We start from the raw sequence: 23,000 nt of genomic DNA, 5'->3' as shown, positions 1-23,000 counted from the left end.
CAGCTTATGCGGACTTGGTTTGAGCCGCCACGCCGGGGTATCACCGGCGCCAGAAACCGGGGGTGAACACGATCAGGAAGGTGAAGATCTCCAGGCGGCCGATGATCATCGTGACGATCAGCACCCATTTGCCGAAGACGCTGACGCCCGCCATTGTCGCATTGACCGAACCTAGCCCCGGACCTACGTTGTTGATGCAGGCGGCGACGGCCGAGAACGCAGTGACCGGATCGAGTCCGGTGCCGATCATGACGAAAGTCAGCAAAATGGTCAGGCCGACATACACCGAGAAGAATCCGCCGACGGCATACACGATGTCGTCGGGCACGGTTTTGCCGCCGAGTTTGAGCGGGATGGTCGCGTTGGGGTGCAGCAGACGCTGCATTTCGCGCATGGCCTGTTTCATGAACAGCACCAGGCGGGTCATCTTGACCCCGCCGGCGGTCGAGCCCGCGCAGCCCACCATGAATCCGGACAACACGATCAGCAGCGGCACGTAGGCCGGCCATGGTGTCGGATCGGCGGTCGCAAATCCAGCCGTCGTCGCATAAGCGATCAGTTGGAACATGCCCATGCGCAGCGCGGTGCCGAACGAATCGTACGTGCCGGACAGCCACAGCGGCACACATACCAGAGCCGAGAGCACGAGCACCGTCACGGCAAAAGCGCGGAACTCCGGATCGCGCAGATAGACGAGCAGGGAGCGGCTGCGCCAGGCGACGAAGTGTAGGGCGAAGTTCATGGCGCCGACGAGCAAGAACACCATCACCGCGATTTCGATTGCCAGGCTCTGGTAATGGCCGATGCTGGCGTCGTGGTTGGCGAAGCCGCCGGTGGAGATCGTCGACATCGCATGGCAGATCGCGTCGAACAACGGCATTCCGACCAGCCAGTACACCCAGGCACAGACCAGCGTGATCATCACGTACACCAACCACAGCGCGCGCGCGGTGCCGGCGATGCGCGGTGTCAGCTTGGCGTCTTTCATCGGCCCCGGCGTTTCCGCGCGGAACAACTGCATGCCACCGATGCCGAGCATCGGCAGCAGGGCGACGGCGAGCACGATGACGCCCATGCCGCCGAGCCAGTGCAATTGCGCGCGGTAGAACAGGATTGCCCACGGCATCGTATCGAGCCCGGTGGCCACGGTCGCGCCGGTCGTCGTCAGCCCCGAGGTCGATTCGAACATCGCATCGACGAAGCTCGGCCAGCCGGTATGCGTGACGTAGAACGGAATGGCGCCGAAAGTCGACAGCACCACCCAGAACAGCACGACGACGAGAAAGCCGTCGCGTGTCTTGAGTTCGGTTTCGGCATGCCGCACCGGCCACCAGACGGCAACACCGGTGAGCAGCGTCAGAGCCAGACCTTCGGCGAAGGCATAGGCCACGCCCTCGTCACGGATCAAGCTGATCAGCAGCGGTGGCAGCATCGTCATCGAGAACAGCATCAGCAAAACGCCGGTGACCCGCTGCACCGCGGCGAAGCGGTGGGTGGCGAACAGCGATGCTGGTAACGCAAGCGAGCGCATCAGAAGAAGCTGAGGCCGACCTGGAACAGTTTTTCGACGTCTTTCACGCGCTTTTTGTCCACGATGAACAGGATCACGTGATCTTCCGCCTCGATCACGGTGTCGTGATGCGCGATGATGACCTCGTCGCCGCGCACGATCGCGCCGATCGTCGTGCCCGGCGGCAGTTTGATTTCGTCGAGGCGGCGGCCCACCACCTTGGAGTTGTGGCGGTCGCCGTGGGCGACGGCCTCGATCGCTTCGGCGGCGCCGCGGCGCAGGCTGTGGACCTTGACCACGTCGCCGCGGCGCACGCGGGCGAGCAGGGCGGAGACCGTGGAGCTCTGCGGCGAGATCGCGATGTCGATGCTGCCGCCCTCGACCAGGTCCACATACGACACGCGGTTGATCAGGCACATGGCCTTGCGCGCACCCAGGCGCTTGGCCAGCATCGCCGACAGGATGTTGGCCTCGTCGTCGTTGGTGATCGCGCAGAAGACGTCCACATCCTCGATGTTTTCCTCGCGCAGCAGCGATTCGTTGGCGGCGTCGCCGATGAGCACGATGCTGTGCTCGAGCTGCTCGGAGAGCAGGTGCGCGCGCTCTTTGGATTTCTCGATGATCTTGACCTGGATCTTGCTCGTTTCCAGCGCCCGCGCGAGGCGCAGGCCGATATTGCCGCCGCCGGCGAGCATGACGCGCTTGACCGGTTTGTCCAGACGGCGCAGCTCGGCGATGATCTTGGGGATGTGATCGCGCGCGGCGACGAAGAACACCTCGTCTTCGGCCTCGATGACGGTATCACCTTCTGGAATGATCGGTCGGCCGCGGCGGTAGATCGCCGCGACGCGGGCATCAATGCCGGGCAGATGGGCCGGCAGCTCGCGCAGCTGGCGCGACACCAGCGGCCCGCCGTAGTAGGCCTTGACGCCGACCAGGCGCACCTTGCCGTCGGCGAATTCGACGACCTGCAGCGCGCCGGGATATTCGATCAGGCGGCGGATCAGGTCGGTGACCAGCTGTTCCGGCGAGATGCGCATGTCCACCGGCAGGGCATCGGGGCCGAACAGCCGGTCTTCCTTGAGATATTCCGTCGCCCGCACACGCGCGATCTTGGTCGGCGTATTGAACAGTGTGTTAGCGATCTGGCAGGCCAGCATGTTGGTCTCGTCGCTGCTGGTGACGGCGATGATCATGTCGGCGTCGTCGGCGCCGGCCTGACGCAACGTGCTCGGGTAGGCCGCATGGCCCACGACCGTGCGGATGTCGAGACGTTCCTGGAGGTCTTCGAGGGCGGCTGGGCGCAGATCGACGACGGTGACGTCGTTCTGTTCGCTGGCGAGATTCTCGGCCAGCGTCGATCCGACTTGGCCCGCCCCGAGAATGATGATTTTCATGCGGCGCGCACCTTACGCCTGCTCATGCTGCGCCGCAAGATCGGCGCCGGCCGCGCCGATCGCCGGCGGCGGACCGTTATTTTTACTATCCGGATTGCTGCCGGGCATTTTCTAGAATGACCGGTCGGTCCAAAAGACCGGTGGAGGAGAGAACAACCGTGATGCCGCCCGTATCGACCCGCCTGGCCGGGATGCTGTCGCTGGCCCTGCTGCTCGCCGCCTGCGGCGGCGGATCGGGGGGATCCCCTGGCAACCAGCCGCCGATCGCCGATGCCGGTGCCGACCGCAGCGTCGGCGAGGGCGTCGAGGTCGTCCTCGATGGCCGGGGCAGCCGCGATGCCGACGGCCGGATCACCGCCTATGCCTGGACCCAGCAGGCCGGCCCCGCCGTCGTGCTGCAGGATGCGGGAAGTGCGCAGGCGCGGTTTTTCACGCCGCAGGTCAACGCCAACACCGAGCTGGTGTTCCGCCTGAAGGTCACCGACGACGCCGGTAAAAGCGCCGCCGACGAGGTCCGGATAACGGTGATCGACCGCGCCGGCGACAATCTCGCGCCGACCGTCGATGCCGGCGCCGACCAGAGCGTCGTGTCCGGCGCGCAGGTCACCCTCACCGGCACGGCGAGCGATGCCGACGGCACCATCGTCGCCTATGCCTGGACCCAGCTCGACGGACCGGCGGTGAGCCTGACCGGCGCCGATCAACCCAGCGCCTCGTTCACCGCGCCGACGGTCAGCGCGCCCACCACGCTGGCGTTCCGCCTGACGGTCACCGACGATGCCGGTGCGCGCGCTGCGGACGACGTCAACGTCGTCGTCAGCCCGCCCGGACAGAACCAGATGCCGATCGCCGATGCCGGACCCGACCAGACCGTCGATGCCGGGACCACCGTCACCCTCGATGGCCGTGGCAGTGCCGATCCGGACGGACGGATCACCGCTTATGCCTGGATGCAGAGCGCCGGCCCGGCGGTGACCCTCAGCGGTGCCGACACCGCGCAGCCGCAGTTCACCGCGCCGGACGTCACCGCCGATACCGCACTGCGCTTTACGCTGCGGGTGACCGACGACGCCGGCGCGCAGTCGGCCCCGGACGAAGTGGTCGTGACCGTGCGTCCGGTGACGCCGGCCAACCAGCCGCCGGTCGCCGATGCCGGGCCCGACCAGACCGTCGACGAGGGGGCGAGCGTAACCCTCGACGGCCGCGGCAGCTTCGATCCGGAGAACGGCGCGCTGAGCTATGCCTGGAGCCAGACCGCCGGGCCGGATGTGGCCCTCGACGGCGCGGCGACGGCCACGCCCACGTTCGTGGCGCCTGCAGTCGATGCCGACACGGTCTTGAGCTTCCGGCTGACCGTCACCGATGCGCAGGGCGCGAGCGCCAGCGATGTGGTCGATGTGACCGTGCGCAATGCGGTGGCACCGGCCTGCGCGCCCGGCACGTTCTGTGCCGGCGCCGCCAAGCGCAGCGTCACGCCGACACAGGCGCAGATCGACGGTATCGTCGAGCCGCGCTTTTTCGCCGGCTCCAAGCTGCAGAAATTCCATCTCGGCGGTTTTGGCATCAATCCGCTGCAGAACTTCCCCGATCCATTCGCGCAGTTCGGGGACAATCTCACCGAGCCGGCCGGCGCGCGCGTCCATCACAGCCGTTTCCGCGACGAGGACGAGGAAATCTTCGTGCGCGTGCTCGCCGTGCAAAACGGCGATACGCGGGTGCTGTTCGTCATGCTCGACGCGATCGGCGCCGGTAACGTGATCCAGCGCGAGCTGCGCCAGGCGCTGGTCCAGGCGAGCTGTGCGGTGCAGGCCTGCGTTGCCGCCGATCACATCGTCTTCGGCCAGACCCACAGCCATGCCGGCCCTGATTTGCAAGGCTTGTGGGGTGGCGTGCCGCAGGACTGGATCGTCCACCGGCTCTATGCGCAGGCCGCCGATGCGACGCGCGCGGCGCTGCTCGCGCTGCAGCCGGCGGACCTGAGCGTGCGCGTGGGCCGCACCTCGGAGTTCAACAATTACCGGCGTCCGCGCGTCGATCCGGCGGCGGACGCCGACGATGCCGTGACCCTGCTCGTCGTGCGCGACAAAGCCGGCGCGATCATCGCCCAGGTGCTGCAATACGCCGCGCATCCGACCAGCATCGGCACCGGTGAAGACCCGCGCGTGCCCCATGCCGATTACATCTATGGCGCGATGCGGCGGCTCGAGCAGGACGGCGGCGTGGCGCTTTATTACAACGGCCCGATCGCGGATGCCTCGCCGTCCGGCGGGCGCTGCACGGTGTCCGACCCGGACAGTTACGAGCGCGTGCGCTGCCGTGGCCACGATCTGGCGGACTTCGCCGCGGCGCAGGCGGAACGGGCACTGGCGCCGACGCTGGCCGTGCGCAACGTCACCGTCGTGCTGCCGGTCACCAATCCGGCCTTTGTCGCCGCCGGCGCCCTCGGTTCCTTCAACCGCTACTACGACTTCACGCCGGCACCGGTGAGTGCGATCCCGGGTCTTGGCACCGCGCTGGGCACGGTGTCCACCGAGCTTGGCCAGATCACGCCGACCGCGGAGACCCTGGTCACGCGCATCACCATCGGTGGCGCCGGCGGGCTGGAGATCGCGACCATCCCCGGCGAGGCGACGAACACGTTCGGTCAGTACATCCGCCGGCTCGCCGCGCACGCCAACCCCGGGGCCGCGGTGATGCTGCTCGGGCTGACACAGAACTCCTTCGGCTACATCATCCCCGAGGAGGAATTCAGCTACATCGATCCGTCCGGCGAGGCCGGTTTTCTCGTGCCGTTCACCGGCTACGAAGAGTTCGTCTCGCTCGGGCCGCTGACCGCACCGCTGCTGCGCATGCAGGGTTACATCCCGCTGTTCGAGGCACCGGTTGAGGAATATCTGCCCGGGTATCTGCGCGCCTGCGCCGATCCGGCGTCGCCGGATTGCCTGCTCACCGACATCGCCCAGCGCCTCGACTACATCCAGCGTTCTTATGCCCAGCGCTGCCGCGAGGCCGGTGCGCCAGAATCTTTCTGCGCGCTGATCGATCCGCAGCGCGATCTGGCAGACGCCTGCCGGGATGCGGGTCTGCCCGATGCGATCTGCGCCCAGCTGCCGTCGGCGACACCAGGGACCGCCGATGCCGCCCTCGCCGGTGATGCGCTGCTCGCGGCGCTCGCCGGCTGCGACATGCTCGACCCGTCTCACTGTCTGTTTCCTTTCCCGAACGACCATTTCACGGTCACCGCGCCGCCGGGCAGCCCGCAGGCGCGCGATCAGGGCGGAACCGGCCGGCGCATCGCCTTCCATCCGCTGGCAATGCCGCGCAACAGCGCCGGCAAGCCGATCGACCCCAGCGAGTGGAACCGCAACGACGGTTACTCGCCGGGCCAGCCGATCACCGTCTATGTGCCCAACCTGGGCACCGAGAAAGACGCGCAGGGGCAACCCTACGGGCCGGTCAAGGGCGCGGTGTCGCTGACCGACCTGAGCCGCTACGACGATCCGGATGCGCCCATCCTCGTGCTCGATACCGGGCCGGTCGATGCGCCCTATGCCGTGCCGCGCCGCCATTTGATCTGGGCCGAGATCGACCTCAATGCCGGCAAACTGATTCCCGGTGTCATCGACCAAGCGACGCCATCGCTCAAGGGCAAGCGCGCGGCGCTGATCATCCGGCCGGCGAAGAATTTCGAAGAAGGGCATCGTTACGTGGTCGTGCTGCGCCATCTGCGCGATGACGCCGACCGGCCGATTCCCGCCGGTGCGGCGTTCACGGTCTGCCGCGACCGCCTGCCCACCGGGCTTGCAATGCTGCGCCAGCGCTGCGCGGCGCTCGAGCCGGTGTTCGCGGATTTGGACAAGGCCGGCATCGCGCGCGATGCCAGCCTCTACCTCGCCTGGGACTTCACCACTGCCAGCGCCCAGAACAAGGTCGCACGGCTCAAGGCGATGCGCGACCGGGCCTTCGCCGCGCTCGGGGACGTGCGCGGATCGGCTCCGGGCGATGCCGACTATCCGGCCGGCCGTGCGCCGCGCTATTCGATCACTTCGATCGAGGATTTCGCCAGCGGCAGCACCGTGCGCCGCGTGCGCGGCACGATCCGCGTGCCGAGTTTCGTCGTGCCGGCCGACCCCTCTCCGCTCGATGCCCGGCAGGAACTGCTCGATCGGCTGTCGTCGCTGGCCGATCAGTGTCAGGCGCTGACCGGCGGCAACTGCGGCATCCCCGGCGTCGGCGATCTCGCCGATGCCCTCGGGCTGACCTCGACGGCGAGCCTGCCGCCGAACCGGCTCTATTACAATCCGGCGGACCGGCTCAATCCGGCCGATCCGCAGGGCAGCCCGTACGGTGATGGTCTGCCGGATCCGACCGGCGAGCTCAGCTTCACCTTCACCTGCAATATTCCGCGCGCGGCGGTCGGCGGGGCTTCCTCGATGGCCGCGGCCACGCAGGTCCATGTCGTGCGGCCCACGCTCTATGGCCATGGCCTGCTTGGCGGGCAAGGCGAGGCCAACGGGCAGGCCAGTGACTTCGGCAATCGCTACGGGCTGATGACCTGCGCCGCCGATTGGTTCGGCTTTGCCAGCGGCGATCTGCCCAATGTCGCCAGCGTGCTGGTCGACTTGTCCAACTTCCCGGTGATCCCGGACGCCTCCCAGCAGGGCATGCTCAACCAGATGTATCTGGCGCGGCTGCTCGTCCATCCGGATGGCTTGGCTGCCGATCCGGCTTTCCAGGTCAACGGCCAGCCGGTGTTCGACCGGCGCGAGGTGTTCTACCACGGCAATTCCCAGGGCGGAATTCTCGGCGGCGTTCTGGTCGCCGCATCCAAGGACATCAACCGCGGCGTGCTCGGCGTGCTCGGCATGAATTACTCGACGCTGCTGACCCGCAGTACCGATTTCACGCTCTACTCGATCCCGCTGTATCTGTCGTATCCGGACGACCTCGACCGCGTGCTCAACTTCGGGCTGATCCAGATGCTGTGGGATCGTTCCGAGAACAATGGCTATGCCCATCACCTGACCGACAACAGCGCCCTGGCGGGGCCCGACAACGCGGTGTTGTTGCACCCGGCCTTCGGCGACCACCAGGTCACGATGTGGAGCGCGGACGTCATGGCGCGCACGATCGGCGCGCCGGTGGATCGCCGGCGGGTGAGTCCAGAGCGGCATCCGGACAACGACGAATTCTTCGGGCTTGTGCCGCTGGACTACCGCGATCCGGCGCAGCAGCGCGGTTCGGCGCTGGTGTACTGGGACGAGCCGTGGAACGGCGGCCAGGACCGGCGCTGCGCCGGTTATCACACCGCGCCGCCGCCGGTGGGCAACGTGCCGCCGGGGACAGATGCCGGCGACGATCCGCACGAGTGCCCGCGCCGGGACGTGCAGGCGCGCTGCCAGATGTCGCATTTCCTGCTGCGCACGCAGGCCACTGCCGGCGACAGCACCGCGCGGCTGATCGATCCGGCGACGATCGACGAATTCGCCAGCGACACCGGCGGTTGTCCGGCGGTGATCATCACCGGCGCCCCGGCGGCCGGCAGTGGCGGCACCGGCGTCGTCGGCGCCGGCGAGGGACTCACCGGCCTGCTGGCGCGGCTGGGCAGCAACGGACATGTTCTGATCGATGCACTGCTCGCCGGCGATCTCGGCACGGCGCAGACCGCGTTGCAGACCACGCTGACCACGCTCGGCGCCGACTTGGCGCGCCTGGCTCAGAGCACGACGCCGGAAGACCTGCTCGGGCTCGCGCAGGGGGTGCCGGAGACGGTGGTGCAGGCGGCGTCCGCGCGGCGCGAGGTCGAACCCGTCGTCGTCCCCGGCGCACTGCTCGCCACCTGGGCAGTGCCGCCTGCGCAGGGGGTGGCCAATCCCTATCCGTCCGGCGCGGCGGTCACCGGCGATGGGGTGCGCGATGCGCACAACGGCACCCTGCTCTACCCGCTTGCCGGTTTCGTCCGCGCGGGCGTGCCCGTCGGCGACATCGCCGCTTTTGCCTGGCGCGACGGCGCATGGACCGAAATCCCGGTGCAGGTCGACGAGCGCATGCCGTATTTCCTCGCCAATGGCAACAGCGATTTTTCGACCTACTCCGGCACCGACCCCGAGCTCAGCTACGTCTGGGACACCGAATCCTGGGCGATGACCGAGGGCGATTGCACCCGCGCCTACGAGACGCACAGCGGCAAGACCTGGCCGACGGCCGATCCGGTACCGGGGCTCGATGCCGATGACGAGATCGTCTTCATGGCCGCCGATGCCGGTGGGCTGGCGCCAGCCGGCGCGCGCCCGCCCGGCGTGCGCAGCACACCCGGGCAGCAGATCGCGCTCGTCGATCCGCTCGACCCGACGGCGCGGCGCTACGTCTATCTCTTTCTCAAGGACGGCGGCTCGGCATTCAAGGGTGCGCACTATGTGCGCTACGTGCGCAATGCCGATGCCGATGCGTGGATCGACCGCCATTTGTTCCGTGACGATGATCCGGAGAAGCTCGGCACCAGCAACACTGGGTATGGGCCGAATCTCGCCGGCACGGTCTGCGTCGCCTCGCTCGAGGCCTATCACGGCAACGATGCCGCCTGTGGCTTCGATTTCGCCAGTGGCAAGTATCTCTGCCCGTCCACCGACCGCTTCCCGCGCGATGGCGTGACGGTGACCACCGACACCTACCGATGGAGCGCATCCGGCCGCTGGATGGTGCGCGACCTGCGCGTGCGCGGTCCTTCCGACAGTGCGGCATTGCGCGCCAGCCCGGATTATTGGGACCGGCGTCCGGACCTGATCGACCGCTGGAAGGGGCGCGCTTTCCAGCAGTCACCGGATTCGGTGATCTCGCTGGTCGGTTTTGAGGACGAGCAGGTCAACTGGGAAGGCAATTCCACCCTGCTCGGCGAGCGCTGCGGGCCGGTGCGCTGCATCCGCGAGGTCTGGGGCGCCGACTCCGGGACCAACGTCACCAAGACCGAGACCTTCTACCGCGATGCCGTCACGTACCGTTACCGCGTGCGCGTGCACCCGATCCCGCCGGACGGGCTGTACACGTCCTGGGATTACAACCGCAGCGCCATGGTGCCGACGTCGGCCGAGGCCGCCGCCGGCGTGCCCGGCGGACGCTATTACACGGTGCTGCGTCCGCAGGGTGTGCCGATCGACGGCGTCAACGACGATGTCGGCAATGTCGATGGCTTTGCGCCGGTCAACGGCATGTGTCCGGCGGAAAGCGGCGTGATTCCGCCGAGCGTCAACGGCCGTTGTCCGGCGTTTTTCGATACCGCCGATCCGACCTTCAACCTGCCGCTGGCGTTCGACAACTGGGAGCAGGTGTCCGGCAAGGGCGACGCCGGTTCGCTGGTCTATACCTTCCTGATCCGCGGTGCGACTTCGCTGCTCAATCCGCTGGTCGTGCCGTATTACCGCGACGATGCCTGCCTCGACGACGGTACCGGCGACGATCCGGTGCCGCGGCCCTATCCCGGCGAGAGCTACACCTGGAACGGCGGCGCCGTTCCCAGGGCCTACGACGCTGCGGCCGGGCGCGCCCTCGACCATTCCGGACGCACCTTTGCCGACTGCCTGCGGCGGCAGGGTGCACACGGCGCGCACGGGTTGCACTTCTTTGCGACCCACGATTCCGACAACCTGTTCACGCCGCTGGCCTCGACCGAGATCGACGGCGAGCAGTGGCAGTTCGCGGTGCCGACGGCGCGTCCGCAGAACGTGGCCGAACCGTATGCCAATGTCGCGCGCTTCCCGTTGCTGCCGCAGGTGGTGCCGGTGCCTTGAGCCGGATGCGTGCGCCGGGGTGGGCGGAGGAATGCCGATGACCGTGATGAGGTGCGCTTGGGGGGCGATCGGTCTGCTGTGCGCGAGCCTCGCCCTGCTCGCGGGCTGTGGCGGCGGCGCGCCGCGTTCGCCGGACACTGACCGCGCGTTGCAGCGCCTGGAGCTGAGCCCGGACCAGGCCCAGATCGAACGCGGCCAGACCCAGGCCTACACGCTGACCGCGGTGCTCGCCAATGGTACGCGTGAGCGCGTGGATGCATCAGCCGTTGTCTGGACCAGCTCGGTGCCCAGCGTGGCCCGGATCGATGCGCAGGGGATCGCCACCGCGCTCGCGGCCGGGCAGACCGAGATCCGCGCGCGTTACCGGCAGCGGGAAGCAGTGGCCTTTCTCACCGTCGTGCCGCCGCCGCTGACCGCGCTCGAGATCCACCCGGCGACCGCCGAGGTGCCGGTCGGCCTGACCCAGGCATTCGTCGCCCGCGCGACCTATGCGGATGGTACTCAGGAAGATCTGCGTCGCGGGGTGACCTGGTCGAGCAGCGAGCCCGCGCGCGCGACCATCGACGATGCCGGGCTTGCGACCGGCATCCAAGAGGGTGTCGTACAGATCACCGCGAGCGCGTCCGGACGGCAGGCGACGGCCACGCTGACGGTGACCCCGCCGGTGCTGCAGGCCGTGATCGTCACCCCGTCGCCGTTGCGGCTCGTGGTCGGCGCGCAGGCAGCGCTCGCCGCCACCGCGCAGTACTCGGACGGCACCCAGACCGACCGTACTGCACAGGCAGTATGGACCAGCGCCGACCCGGCGATCGCCACGGTTACGGCGGGGCAGGTCAGCGGCCACGCCGTCGGCACGACGCAGATCACCGCGACGCTCGACGGGATAGCGGGCCATGCGCAGGTCGAAGTCGGCCCTCTGCCGCCGCTGCCGTTCGAGGTGGGAGCCGCCGAGCGGCCGGCCTCGTTCCTGCCATTACCCGGCTCGGTCTGTCTCGGCGGCTACGATGTGTTCTGTGAGCGCAAGGCGTTCGCCGAGCACGATCCGCTCGTCGTCGGCGCGGTGGCGATCTCCAGCGCCGCCGACGGCAATACCGTCATCCTCGTCAAAACCACCAATGTCGGGTACTTCGCCGCCTACAAGGCCGGCAATGGGCCCAATGGCATTTACGACATCCGTCAGCGCATCGCGCAGCGGCTGCACGCGCGCTATGGCCGGGCCGTGGTGCCGGCGGATCAGATCATCGTGACCTCGGATCATTCGCACCAGGGGCCGGACACGATCGGCATCTGGGGCGGCGTGTCGCCGCTGTACATGGCGATTCTCGCCGAGGCCGCGGTGCAGGCCGGTGTCGAGGCTTATGTCCAGCGCGTTCCGGCGCGGCTGTACGTCGGCAGCGTGCAGGGGCCGCCGACCGCGGGGTCTTACGCGGGCCCGCCCACCGACGACCCCGACCGCGAGTTCCGCGTGCTGTTCGCCGAGGACCGCGGCGGGCGCCGGATCGCCACGCTGATGAACTACGCGCCGCACGCCACCGTGCTGTCCAGCGCCAATACCACGGCTACGGGTGACTGGACCGCCTGGGCGGCGGAGATCGCGCAGCGCACCAGCGGCGGTGTCGGCCTGGGCCTGGTCGGTGCGCTCGGCGCGATGGACTGGAACAAGTCCGGCGACAACGTCGCGCGCGAGGCCGAAGCCCGGCAGCGGCTGCGCAGCCTGCTCGATGCGGCGTTCGCGGCGCGCAGCGAAGTCGCCGGCGACACCGTTGCCGTGAAGACGGTGTTCGTGCGCGAGCCGCTCGCCCAGCCGATCCTGCTCGCCAACTATGCTCCGCGCGTCGACGTGCCGGGTGCGGGCGGCAGCCTGTCGATCGAGCGCGCCGACACGCCGCCGTGGGTCACGGGCCAGGTCATCGGCACATATGCGTCGGCGATCCGTATCGGCGATGTCTTCATCGGCACGATGCCGGGCGAGCCCTTCCCGCAACTGCACTATGCGCTGCGCGACTGCGCGACGTTGCCGCAAGGTATCGAAGCAGACACCGATTGCGGCGGCATCACCGGCGCGCGCGCAAACTTCCTGCTCGGTGCGGCCAACGATTTCCTCGGCTACATGCTGTACACGCCGGAGCAGTATGCGCAGACCTTCCGCGAGGGCGCGTTCTATCTCGGCGGCTGTCCCGAGGAGGCGCTGCTTGAGGGTCTGGGCCAGGACGTCGACGGTGCCTGCCCCGATCACTGGACGCTGATGGTGTCGCCGACGATCGGCCGGCATCTGGTCTGCACACTGCAGAATGCCGCCGCCGACTTGGGCTTCGGTATCGCCAACCAGCACCCTGAATGCGCGCTGCTGACCGCCTTCGACGGCCTGGCTGCGCCGGCGGAATATCCCGCCACCGATCTCGTCGCGCCGTCGCCGGCAGAGTTTCTCGCCAGCCCGGCCGCCGGTGTCGTCGCGCGCTGTCGCGCCCAGGGTGCACCCGAGGCGCTATGCGCCGGGCTTGAAACGGTGTCACGCGCGGTCGGCGAGCAGCTCGCCGCGCTTGCCGGCGCCCCACCGCCGCCGGTGCCGGCCGGACCCTCGCGTGCCGGGGTCGCGGTGCGCGATGCGAGCTGGCATCTGGGCGCCTCGGCCGGCCAGTTCTCCGCCACCGGCGCCGGCATCGCGCGCAACGCGGGATTCGATCCCTACGGACATTCGGTCAAGAAAGTCGGCGCCGACATTCTCGGCACACGTATCACGACGCGCGCGCTGGTCATCGAAGATGGGGACGGCCGCCGCGTCGGCATCGTCGCCAACGATCTTTATCTCCCCAACGACTTGCTGCAGCGCCGTGTCGCGCAGTTGCTCGAGGAGCACGATGCGCTGGTCGCATCCGGTGCCAAGTCCGGGCCGCTCACCCGTTTGACCGGGGCCAATCTCGCGATGACGGCTTCGCACAGCCTACCTCGCCGTTTTACTCGACGCCGGGGTGGGGCACCTGGATCTTCCAGGACGTGATGGATCTGCGCTTCTACGACTACATGGCCACGCAGATGCGCGATGCGCTGATCGAGGCGGTGGCGACGATGAAGCCGGTGCGCATGGGTGGCATCACCGTGCACTCCAACGACGTGACTTCGCACACCTACGGTCCCAAGGTCGGCCAGGACGGCACCCCTGCCGGCCAGCCCTATGACTACACGACGCAGCAGATCAGCGTCGTGCGCTTCGACGACGTCTCCGACCCAGCGCAGCCGAAACCGCTCGCGAACTGGGTGATCTTCGGCGTGCACCCCGAATGGGTCTGGGGCGAGGAGATCATCAATGGCGACATCACCCATGCGGTGATGCGCATGCTCGATCGCGAGACCGGCGCGGTGACGCTCTGGAGCCAGCGCGAAACCGGCGCCTCCGGCCCGCACAAGGACACGCGCGTGCATCCGCCCGAGGCGCGCCGCGAATTCCAGGAGTCGAATTTCTCGGGCTACGACCGTGCCGCACGCCTGCTCGTCGATACGCTCAAGCAGGCGCTTGCGCGCATCGAACAGAACCGCCCCGAAGATCCGAGTCAGTTTGCGCCATTGACGACGCATTTTCGCGTCGATGCGGTGTCGCAGCGCTTTGCGCCGCCGTTCACGCGCCCGTATCCGGGCGTCTCCAACTGCAACACCGACCCGCTGTTCACCGACCTGCGGCTGGGCTTGCCGATCCTTGGGTTCCCCGACTGCTTCTATGACCACAACGAGGTGCTCACCCCGCTCACCGAGCCGCTGCTCGCCGCGCTGCCGTACAGCCCGACCGCGCTGCGCGACCAGCTCATCGCTGCCGGCGTGCCGGTCCCGCACAGTTACAGCGCGACCTCGTTGACCGCGGTCGAGGAAACCGCGGCCGTGCACTTGCAGGTGTTCCGGCTCGGCGACATCGTCGCCACGTTCTGTCCGTGCGAGCAGTTCACTTCCCAGGCACTCAATCTCGCCTCGCGGCTGGACCGCGTCGCCGGCAATCTGTGGACCGGCTGGGACTGGATGTGCGTGGCCGAGGAGCGCGGACTGATCGAGCGGGATCAACGCTACGCCGCGCACTGCGCGCGGCAGAAGGCGCGCTACCCAGCGGCTTTCGACCAGCCGATTCCCGGCAGCCTCGCCGATCCGGCGAAGCTTGCGCGCGCACGCGCGCAAATCCACAACGACGCCGCCGGCTGGGAGGCGATCGACTACGCGCTCTATGCGGAATCCGAGCCGCTCGATCCGGCGCTGATCAAGGGCAATTTCACCCACGAGGAATTCCCCGCGCACGGCTACGGCCTGGTGCTCGCCATCGGCATGGCCAACGACTACTGGGGTTATGTCCCCGAATACCGCGAGTACCGCGCCCACGACCACTACCGCAAGGCGCTCAACGGGCTGGGTCCGCACGGCGCCGACTATCTGGCGACGCGGCTGGCGCGGCTGGCGGCCAGGCTCAATGGCGCCGATGTGGCGATGCCGTTCAATCCGCTCGATGAGGTCTACCAGGCCGAGAGCGCGCGCGCAGAAAGCCTGGCACGCACGCTCGGCGAGCTGGCGCGCACTTACACCGCGCTATACGACGTGAGCATTCCGCCCGATGGCGGCGTGCCGGCGATCACCGCACAGCCGGCACCCACCGTGCCACGGTTCTCGGCGGCGGTGCTCGACTTCATCGGTGGGACACCCTATCTGGGCGCGCCGGTGGTGCGCGTCGAACGGCTGTTGTCCGGCAGCGTCGACGACGGTGTCTGGGAGACTTACGGCACGCAAGAGGGCGAAGTGCAACTACAGGTGCGGTTCATCGAGGCCCTCGGCACCCTACCGCTACCGCCGAATCCATTTGCGTCCGACATCGGCGTTGCGTTTCCCGACCCGGCGCAGTTGCTGGCCTGGCGCGCCGGGCAGTTCGAATGGCGCTGGCGCGCGAGCTTCGAAGTCTTCATCTCCGAGCTGCACGACCTCGGCGCGCGGCCGCCGGCGACGCCGCTCGGCACGTACCGTTTCGTCGTCGAAGGGCACAAACGCGGCCTCGTCGGCATCGAACACTATCGCCTGGTCAGCACACCGTTCGAAGTCGTGCCGTGGGGCGGGATCACCGTGGAAGATCTGCGCCTTGAAGCCGACGGGCGCGTTTCGGCGCGCATCGGTCCGGTTGGCGAGCACCGGTCTTTCCGCAATGGCATGAGCACCGACGCCGGCACTTACGAAGTTCCCGCCGGGGAGCCGGCGTATCGCATCGGCCCGATCGACTATCCGGACAGCTATGACGGCGGCTTGAACTGGATCGATCCGCGTCGCGTCCTCTTGCGCTACGGCACGGATGATCGCCGCGTCCACCAGCAGTACTGCAACCGCTGCAGTTTCCGGCCGTGGGCGGATACGGCCCAGGTGCGCACGGCGACCCTGACCGTGCGCCGTGCCGACGGCTCGGTGTACACCCAGCCGCTGCATGCCCAGGGCGACCGCTGGGTGAGCCTTGTGCCGATCGCGCGCGGCGAAACCGCTTTCGTCGCCGCCGGCGGCATCGTCGATGAATACGGCGAATTCAACGCCGCGGCCTCGGCTGCGCTGACCCGGCCCTAAGGCACGGTGCGTGGCCCGCCGTCGGGGACGGCAGCATCCGGTGCGCCGGCCTCGTTCCACAGCCGCTGCCATTCGCGCTCGTAGGCTGCGGCCAGTGCCGGTGCGTTACGCAGCAGCAGCACGTTTTCCGCGTTTTGCGTCGCCGCGGCGTAGGTGTAGTTGTAGCTGCCGGTCTGCACGTGGCGGCCATCGACGACCATGAACTTGTGGTGCATCCGCGCGTAATGACCGTTGCGGCGCACGCCGACACCGCCGGCGCGCAGCAAGGCCAGCGCGCTGCGCGGGCCGTCGCCATTGTCCGGATCGACGACGACGGCGACATCGATGCCACGTGCACGGGCCTCGACCAGCGCCTTGGCGATCCGCCGCGAGCTGAACGTGAACATCGCCACCCGGATACGCGAGCGCGCCTGCGCAATCGTTTGCAAGACGAGATCCTCGGCGCTGTTCTGACCGTTCTGCGGCGAAAAACCGACGACGGCCGAAGTCTCGTGATGCACCTCGCGCGCCGGAGCAGACAGCGCCAGTGCGGTGCAGAGCAGCGCCGCTGCCAGCACCCGCACCGTTCGACGCGCGCGCATCGGCCTTCAGCGCTTGTGCAAGACTGCGTAATAAAAGCCGTCGTAGGCACCGCCGGGGGCGATGCGCCGGCCCAGTGCCGTGGTCTCGCCCCAGGGCGCGTCGATGGCCTGCACGGCGACGCCGTCGGCGAGCAGGCGGAAGCGTTTGATCACCTCGTCGCATTCGTCGTGCAGCACCGAGCAGGTGGCATAGACCAGCACGCCGCCTGGCTTGAGCAACGGCCAGAGCCCCTTGAGCAGGCGTAGCTGCTGCGCCTGCAATCCCGGGATGTCGCTTGCGCGGCGCAGCCACTTGATGTCCGGATGGCGACGGATCACGCCGGTGCCGGAGCAAGGGGCATCCAGCAGGATGCGGTCATAGGGCTTGCGGTCCCACCAGCGCGCCGGTTCCGCGGCGTCGCCGGCCAGGACCTGGGCCTGCAGCTTGAGCCGGCGCAGGTTTTCGTCGATGCGCAGCAGACGTTGCGGATCGGTGTCGAGCGCGGTGACGGTGACATCGGCCGACTCGAGGATGTGGGCGGTCTTGCCGCCGGGCGCGGCACAGGCGTCGAGCACGCGCTGGCCGTGCTCCAGGGCGAGCAGGCCGACGGCGAACTGGGCGCTGGCATCCTGGACCGAGACCTGGCCGCTGTTGAAGCCGGGGATTTTTTCGACCGGCCGCGGCTCGGCGAGCACGACCGCGTCGGGTGCGTGCTCGACCGCGCTGGCCGAGATCTGCATTTGAGCGAGACGGGCCAGATAGGCATCGCGCGACAGGCGGCGGCGGTTGACCCGCAGGGTCAGCGGTCCCTGGACGTTGTTCGCCTGCAGGATCGCTTCCCACTGCCGTGGCCAGTCTTCGCGCAGCTTCTCGACCAGCCACGCCGGATGCGAATGGCGGATCGCCGGATCGGCCGGCAGCTTGCGCTCCAGCGTCTCGGCTTCACGTACGTATCGACGCAGCACCGCATTGACCAGGCCACGGGCTTGCGGGCGCTTGAGCACGTCCACGGCATCGACGGTTTCATGGATGGCCGCATGCGGCGGTGTGCGCAGCGTGCGCAACTGGAACAGGCCGACCAGGATCAGGGCCGCCAGATCGTCGTCGGCGGCGAGCGGCTTGTCGAGCAGGCGGCCGGATAGCCATTGCAACATCGTCAATTCGCGCAGTACGCCGCAGGCGAGCAGGCGCAGCATCGCGGTGTCGGCCGGCAGTTGCAGTCGCGCCGTCGCCGGCTGCAGTGCGTCGTCGAGGCTGCGGCCGCGCAAGACCTGGGCGACGGTGCGTGCGGCGAGGGCACGGACATTGGCGTGGTGGCGGGGGGAATGCGCGTTCATCGGGCGCGCATCATCGCAGGCAGCGGGGTTCAGCGGTAGAGGCCGCAATGGCGCCACGGCCAAGCACAGATCGGGTGGACCGTGGCAGCATGCCGTCACCGATGCGTGTGATGGAGGGCGGGATGATGCGGACGGTGGCGATCGCGTCTTTGCCGTCCCCTTGCGCCAGGTCGATCTCGTCGATCGGCTCGCCGGTGTGCTGACCGTGTACAGCGATGCGCAGCGGCCGTCCAGCATCGTCGTTCCGCGCGTGCCGTTGAGCGCGCTGCGCTAGCGTGCCGGTTCGGCCGGGGCAGCGGCTGGATCGTGGTCGGCAGTGCGCCTATGATCGACCCATCCGGCTCCAGATGAGCTGGGGGGAGAACCATGTACAAGGCGCTTGCCGCAGGACTGCTGTCCGGCGCGGCGGCTGCGGCCTTGGCCGCGCCGTCGCCGCCGCTGGATGCGCTCGCGACTTTTCTGCGCGGCGTGCAAGGCGGCATGCCCTTGCAGGTGCAGCGTTACACCGCCCAGTTGCCGCGCATCGGGCGCGACGATGGAACGCGCAGTGTGACGCCGACTCTCGAGCTGGTGGCCGGCCGGCTCGATGCCGAGTACTGCCTCTACCAGCTACGGCTGCAGCTACGCTGGTCGGGCAGGCTGCCGGAGGACAAAAGCCGCGTCGGCGGCCGTTCGCTGATCCAGAAAGCGCCTTGCGCGACGCTGCCCGAGGAAGTCCTGGCCCTGGTCCAGTACGAACTCTCGGCTCTGCAGCAACGGGTGCAGGGCAGCGGGCGGCTTGCCCTCAGGCATGAGCGCGACCAGGTCATCGCCACGGTGCGCCATGCCGGGCCGCCGGATGCGCACACCTACGCCGCGGTCACCGTGGACGACCGTGTCAACGTGCGCGCGTCCCCCGAGCGCACCGCGCCGGTGCTGGCCACGCTGCCGCCGGGTACGCAGGTGCGGGTCGTGCCGGCGCAAGCCGAGGGTTGGTACCGGCTGCTGGATGTCCCCGGCCATGTCCATGCCAGCACGCTGCGCCTGGTCGAGCCGGCGCCAACGGTCGCCAGTCCGCCGCAGGCCATTGCCGAGGCGGTCGTCGGGCGCGCACCCCTGCTGGTGCATGCGGCGCCTGCACGGGGCAGCCGGGTCGTCGGCCGTCTTGCGCCGGGAACCGCCGTGCGGCTGCGGTCGGCGCCGGTGAGCGGCTGGTTTGCGCTCGAAGAGGGCACGGGTTTCGTGCCCGAGGCCGGAGTGCGGCGTGCTGCCCCGGCGCTCACCGCCGGTACGGGCACGGCCCGGTCCGCGCCCTAAGCCTGCTCCCGAGCGCCGTTCCCGCCGCTGGTCGGCCTGGGCCTGCCTTGCAGGGGACCGCGGCCGTTTTCCGGGCACACCAGAACCTAAGCTGCCGGCATGACCGCCGCCGTGGCCGTTGCCGACGGTCCGCGCGCGCATTCCGGTTCCGCCGTCCCCGGACCGGATCTGCGCCGTTGGGCCCATCCCGCGACCGACCGTCGCGGCGTGCTGCTGCGTGTCGCGGTTCTCGCGCTGGCGTACTGCGCCAGCGGCTGGGCGGGTCTGCAACTGGCCTTGCCGCCGGGCTATGCGACGCCGATCTGGCCGCCCTCGGGTTTGATGATGGCGTTGCTGCTGCTGTGGGGGGTGCGGGTCTGGCCCGGCGTGTGGATCGGGTCGTTCGCGGTCAATCTCTGGGTCGGCTACGCACAGGCGATCGGTCCGGAACAGACGATTGCGCTGGTGGCGGCGGCGATCGCCTGCGGCTCGACGGCCGAGGGCCTGCTCGGGGCCTTGCTCCTGCGCCGGTTCGTCGCGGCGCCGACGCTGCTCGATACGGCTGCCGACATCGGGCGGTTTTTCCTGCTCGGCGGCCTGCTCGCGAGCACGGTCGCAGCGAGCATCAGCGCACTTGCGCTCGTTGCCGCCGGCGCGCTCGCGGCCGCCGATCTGGCGGGTCACTGGCTGACCTGGTGGGTCGGGGATGCGATGGGCGTGTTCTTGATCGCGCCGCTGCTGCTGGTGGCCGCCCGTGTGCCCGATGCCGCCACGCACGGCCGCCTGCGCGCGGTGGCGCTGACGGTGGCACTCGCGCTGGCGGTCGGATCGCTGGTGATCCAACAGACCAACCGCGTCGAGAGTGACCGGATCGCCAAGGAGTTCACCCACACCGCCGCGGACATCGACAGCGATCTGGAAACGATGCTCGCCGAAGCCGGTGGCGCGGTTTACACGCTCGCTGATTTCTTCGAGGCCTCGACGTATGTCGAGGAGGCGCAATTCGCACGTTTCGCCGACGGCCTGCTGCGCCGCTCACCGGGGCTGCGGTTTCTGGCCTGGGTGGCGCGCGTTCCCGCGGCGAGCCGGGCACAGCACGAGCGCGAGGCCCAGCAGCAGGGGCTGGCCGGCTACCGCATCCGTTCCGCCGCCGGTGCGCCCCTGGGTGCGGATCAGGCGTACCTGCCGTTGCGCGATCTGTGGCCTGCGGTTTCCGGAGCGGACCTGCGCGGTGTGGATCTCGGGGCGGAGCCGCAGTACCGCTCTTTGCTGGAAGCGGCCTGGGCTGCGGGACAGTTGCGCGCGAGCGCCAGGCTGGCCCTGATCGGCAAGCTCGGCGATGGCGTCGTCATCGCCGTGCCGGTCAAGGCGCCCCAGGGCGAGGGTTTTGCCGTCGGCGCGATCGTGGTCGAGCAACTCATGGCCCATCTGCTCGAGCGCTACGACCGGCACGGATTGGCGTTCAGCCTCACCGAACCCGCGGCGCCGCCGGATGCGCACCTGCTGTATGAATCGGGCAAAGCGGCGGATTCGACACTGGCGTGGTCGGGGGCACATGCCTTCGGCGGCCGTATCTGGGCCTTCCGCATCGAGGCAACGCCGGCGTATCTGCGTGCGCACCGTTCGACCGAAGCCTGGGCGACCCAGGTCGGCGTGCTGCTGTTCTCGGCGCTGCTCGGCGGATTTTTGCTGGTGCTGACCGGCAAGGCGGCGCGCGTCGAGCAGCTCGTCGCCATGCGCACCGCGCAGTTGCACGAGAAAAACCGCGCGCTCGCCGCCGAGCTCGAGATTCGGGCGCGCAACGAGCAGCGGCTGCGCCTGGCCGCCGCAGTGTTCGATCACATCGGCGAGGCGACGATGATCACCGACGCCGATGATCGCATCGTCTCGGTCAACCGGGCGTTCACCGAGATCACCGGATATCGCGAAGACGAAGTCCGCGGCCGCAATCCGCGGGCGCTGGCCTGCGGCCGCCATGATCCGGCGCTCTACGCCGACATCCGCGAGCAGCTGCGCGAGAAGGGTATCTGGCGGGGCGAGATCTGGGGCCGGCGCAAGAACGGCGAGCATTACCCGCAGTGGCTCAGCATCGCCGCCGTGCGCGACGCAGCGGGCAAGGTGACGCACCATGTCGCGGTGTTTTCCGACATTTCCGAGCGCAAGGCCGCCGAGGAGCGCATGCTGTTCCTCGCCCAGGTCGATGCGCTGACCAATCTGCCCAACCGCTACCTGCTCGCCGACCGCCTGCAGCAGGCGATCGAGCTGGCGCAGCGCAGCGGGCAGGGCTGTGCGCTGATGTTCGTCGACATCGACCGCTTCAAGAACATCAACGACTCGCTCGGACACAGTGTCGGCGATGCGCTGCTGCGCGAGATCGCCGAACGCCTGCGCCGCACGGTGCGCGCCACCGACACCGTGGCGCGTCATGGCGGCGACGAATTCGTCATCGTCATGCCGGCGATGACGCACGCCGAGGAGCTGGCGCACCTCGCCGACAGGATCCTCGTGGCCGTGGCCCAGCCGGTGGCGATCGAACAGCATGTGCTGACGCCGACGGCGAGCATCGGTATCGCCTGCTGTCCGGCGGACGGCACGGACGCCGAGAACCTGATGAAGCACGCCGATGCCGCGATGTACGCGGCCAAGAGCGCCGGCCGCAATGCCTACCGCTTCTTCACGCCGGAAATGAACACGCGCGTGCAGCAATTCCTGCGCATCGAGAACGAGCTGCGTCGCGCGCTCGCGCACGGCGAGCTCGTGCTGCATTACCAGCCGCAGTTCGACGCTTTCACCGGCGCGGTCATCGGTGTCGAGGCACTGGTGCGCTGGCGGCATCCGCAACGCGGCCTGATTCTGCCGGGCGAGTTCATCCCCGTCGCCGAGGAGAGCGGTCTGATCCAGGCCATCGGCGAGTGGGTGGTGGACGAGGCCTGCCGGCAGACCCGCGCCTGGCACGACCGCGGCCTGCGCCGTGTGCCGGTGGCGGTGAATCTCTCGGCGGCCGAGCTGCACCGCGCCGATACCGCCGGGCGGATCGCAGGCGCGCTCCAGCGCAACGGTCTTGCCGCGCGATGGCTCGAACTGGAGATCACCGAATCGGCGTTGATGCGCGACATCGGCCGCGCCCGGTTGACGCTACAGGTCTTGCACGACATGGGCGTGCAGATCGCGCTGGACGATTTTGGGACCGGATACTCGTCGCTGGCCCATCTGCGGCAGTTCTCGCTGTCCGCGCTCAAGCTCGACCGCAGCTTCGTGCGCGATCTCGAAACCGACGTCAACGATGCGGCCATCTGCCGCGCGGTCATCGCGCTCGGGCATACGCTCGGGCTGCGTGTCATTGCCGAAGGGGTCGAGACCACCGGGCAGCTCGTGTTTCTGCGCGGCAACCGCTGCAGTGCCATCCAGGGAGCGTTGTTCAGCCCGGCGCTGCCGCCCGAGCAGGTGGCCGTGCTGCTGCAGCCGGACTACGTGGCGCCGGTTGCCCCCACGCTGCCGGTGCCGCTGTTCTGAAGGGGTCTCGTTTTGCCCTGTGCTTCGTGCGCGCAGCAGGGCCCGGTGCCGG

General features: G+C 68.7%; 9 protein-coding genes. 5 read left to right on the top strand and 4 right to left on the bottom strand.

Annotated elements, in window-relative coordinates; translation table 11 throughout:
• Positions 1-40 precede the first annotated feature (40 nt).
• Both BMZ48_RS00300 and trkA read right to left on the bottom strand, forming a co-directional pair.
• Positions 41-1,531, bottom strand: coding sequence for a TrkH family potassium uptake protein (locus BMZ48_RS00300; RefSeq protein ID WP_091529831.1), 1,491 nt, complete (start codon positions 1,529-1,531; stop codon positions 41-43).
• Positions 1,531-2,907 carry a Trk system potassium transporter TrkA gene (gene trkA / locus BMZ48_RS00295; RefSeq protein WP_091529827.1) on the bottom strand — a complete coding sequence of 459 codons (1,377 nt, stop codon included), beginning with the start codon at positions 2,905-2,907 and terminating at the stop codon, positions 1,531-1,533. The genes BMZ48_RS00300 and trkA overlap by 1 nt, the downstream gene beginning before the upstream one ends.
• A gap of 161 nt (positions 2,908-3,068) precedes the next feature.
• Here trkA and BMZ48_RS00290 point away from each other — a divergent pair, with 161 nt between their 5' ends.
• The 3 genes from BMZ48_RS00290 to BMZ48_RS00280 are packed head-to-tail and all read left to right on the top strand — an operon-like array spanning position 3,069 to position 16,262.
• Positions 3,069-10,691 carry a PKD domain-containing protein gene (locus BMZ48_RS00290; RefSeq protein ID WP_234981465.1) on the top strand — a complete coding sequence of 2,541 codons (7,623 nt, stop codon included), beginning with the start codon at positions 3,069-3,071 and terminating at the stop codon, positions 10,689-10,691.
• 37 nt (positions 10,692-10,728) lie between these two features.
• Positions 10,729-13,689 (top strand): Ig-like domain-containing protein, encoded by a 2,961-nt coding sequence (locus BMZ48_RS00285; RefSeq protein WP_159431024.1) that lies wholly within the window; start codon positions 10,729-10,731, stop codon positions 13,687-13,689.
• Positions 13,689-16,262, top strand: a complete 2,574-nt coding sequence (locus tag BMZ48_RS00280) for a hypothetical protein (protein WP_091529821.1) — start codon at positions 13,689-13,691, stop codon at positions 16,260-16,262. The genes BMZ48_RS00285 and BMZ48_RS00280 overlap by 1 nt, the downstream gene beginning before the upstream one ends.
• Here the strand turns inward: BMZ48_RS00280 and BMZ48_RS00275 are convergent.
• Together BMZ48_RS00275 and rsmB are read right to left on the bottom strand one after the other, a co-directional pair.
• Positions 16,259-16,843 carry a phospholipase D family nuclease gene (locus BMZ48_RS00275; RefSeq protein WP_091529817.1) on the bottom strand — a complete coding sequence of 195 codons (585 nt, stop codon included), beginning with the start codon at positions 16,841-16,843 and terminating at the stop codon, positions 16,259-16,261. The genes BMZ48_RS00280 and BMZ48_RS00275 overlap by 4 nt on opposite strands.
• Positions 16,844-16,849: 6 nt before the next feature.
• Positions 16,850-18,160 carry a 16S rRNA (cytosine(967)-C(5))-methyltransferase RsmB gene (rsmB, locus tag BMZ48_RS00270; protein ID WP_091529813.1) on the bottom strand — a complete coding sequence of 437 codons (1,311 nt, stop codon included), beginning with the start codon at positions 18,158-18,160 and terminating at the stop codon, positions 16,850-16,852.
• 366 nt (positions 18,161-18,526) lie between these two features.
• On the opposite strand from rsmB, the gene BMZ48_RS00265 reads away from it, so the two are divergent.
• Together BMZ48_RS00265 and BMZ48_RS00260 are read left to right on the top strand one after the other, a co-directional pair.
• On the top strand, positions 18,527-19,456 hold the full coding sequence (locus tag BMZ48_RS00265; protein ID WP_091529809.1) for an SH3 domain-containing protein: 930 nt from the start codon (positions 18,527-18,529) through the stop codon (positions 19,454-19,456).
• Between the two features lie 99 nt (positions 19,457-19,555).
• Positions 19,556-22,948 (top strand): EAL domain-containing protein, encoded by a 3,393-nt coding sequence (locus BMZ48_RS00260; RefSeq protein WP_091529806.1) that lies wholly within the window; start codon positions 19,556-19,558, stop codon positions 22,946-22,948.
• Positions 22,949-23,000: the final 52 nt, after the last annotated feature.

Source organism: Fontimonas thermophila, assembly GCF_900113085.1.
Taxonomy (GTDB): Bacteria; Pseudomonadota; Gammaproteobacteria; order Nevskiales; family Nevskiaceae; genus Solimonas; species Solimonas thermophila.
The sequence above is the reverse complement of the archived record's forward strand: the minus strand, read 5'-3'. Positions and strand labels throughout refer to the sequence as shown.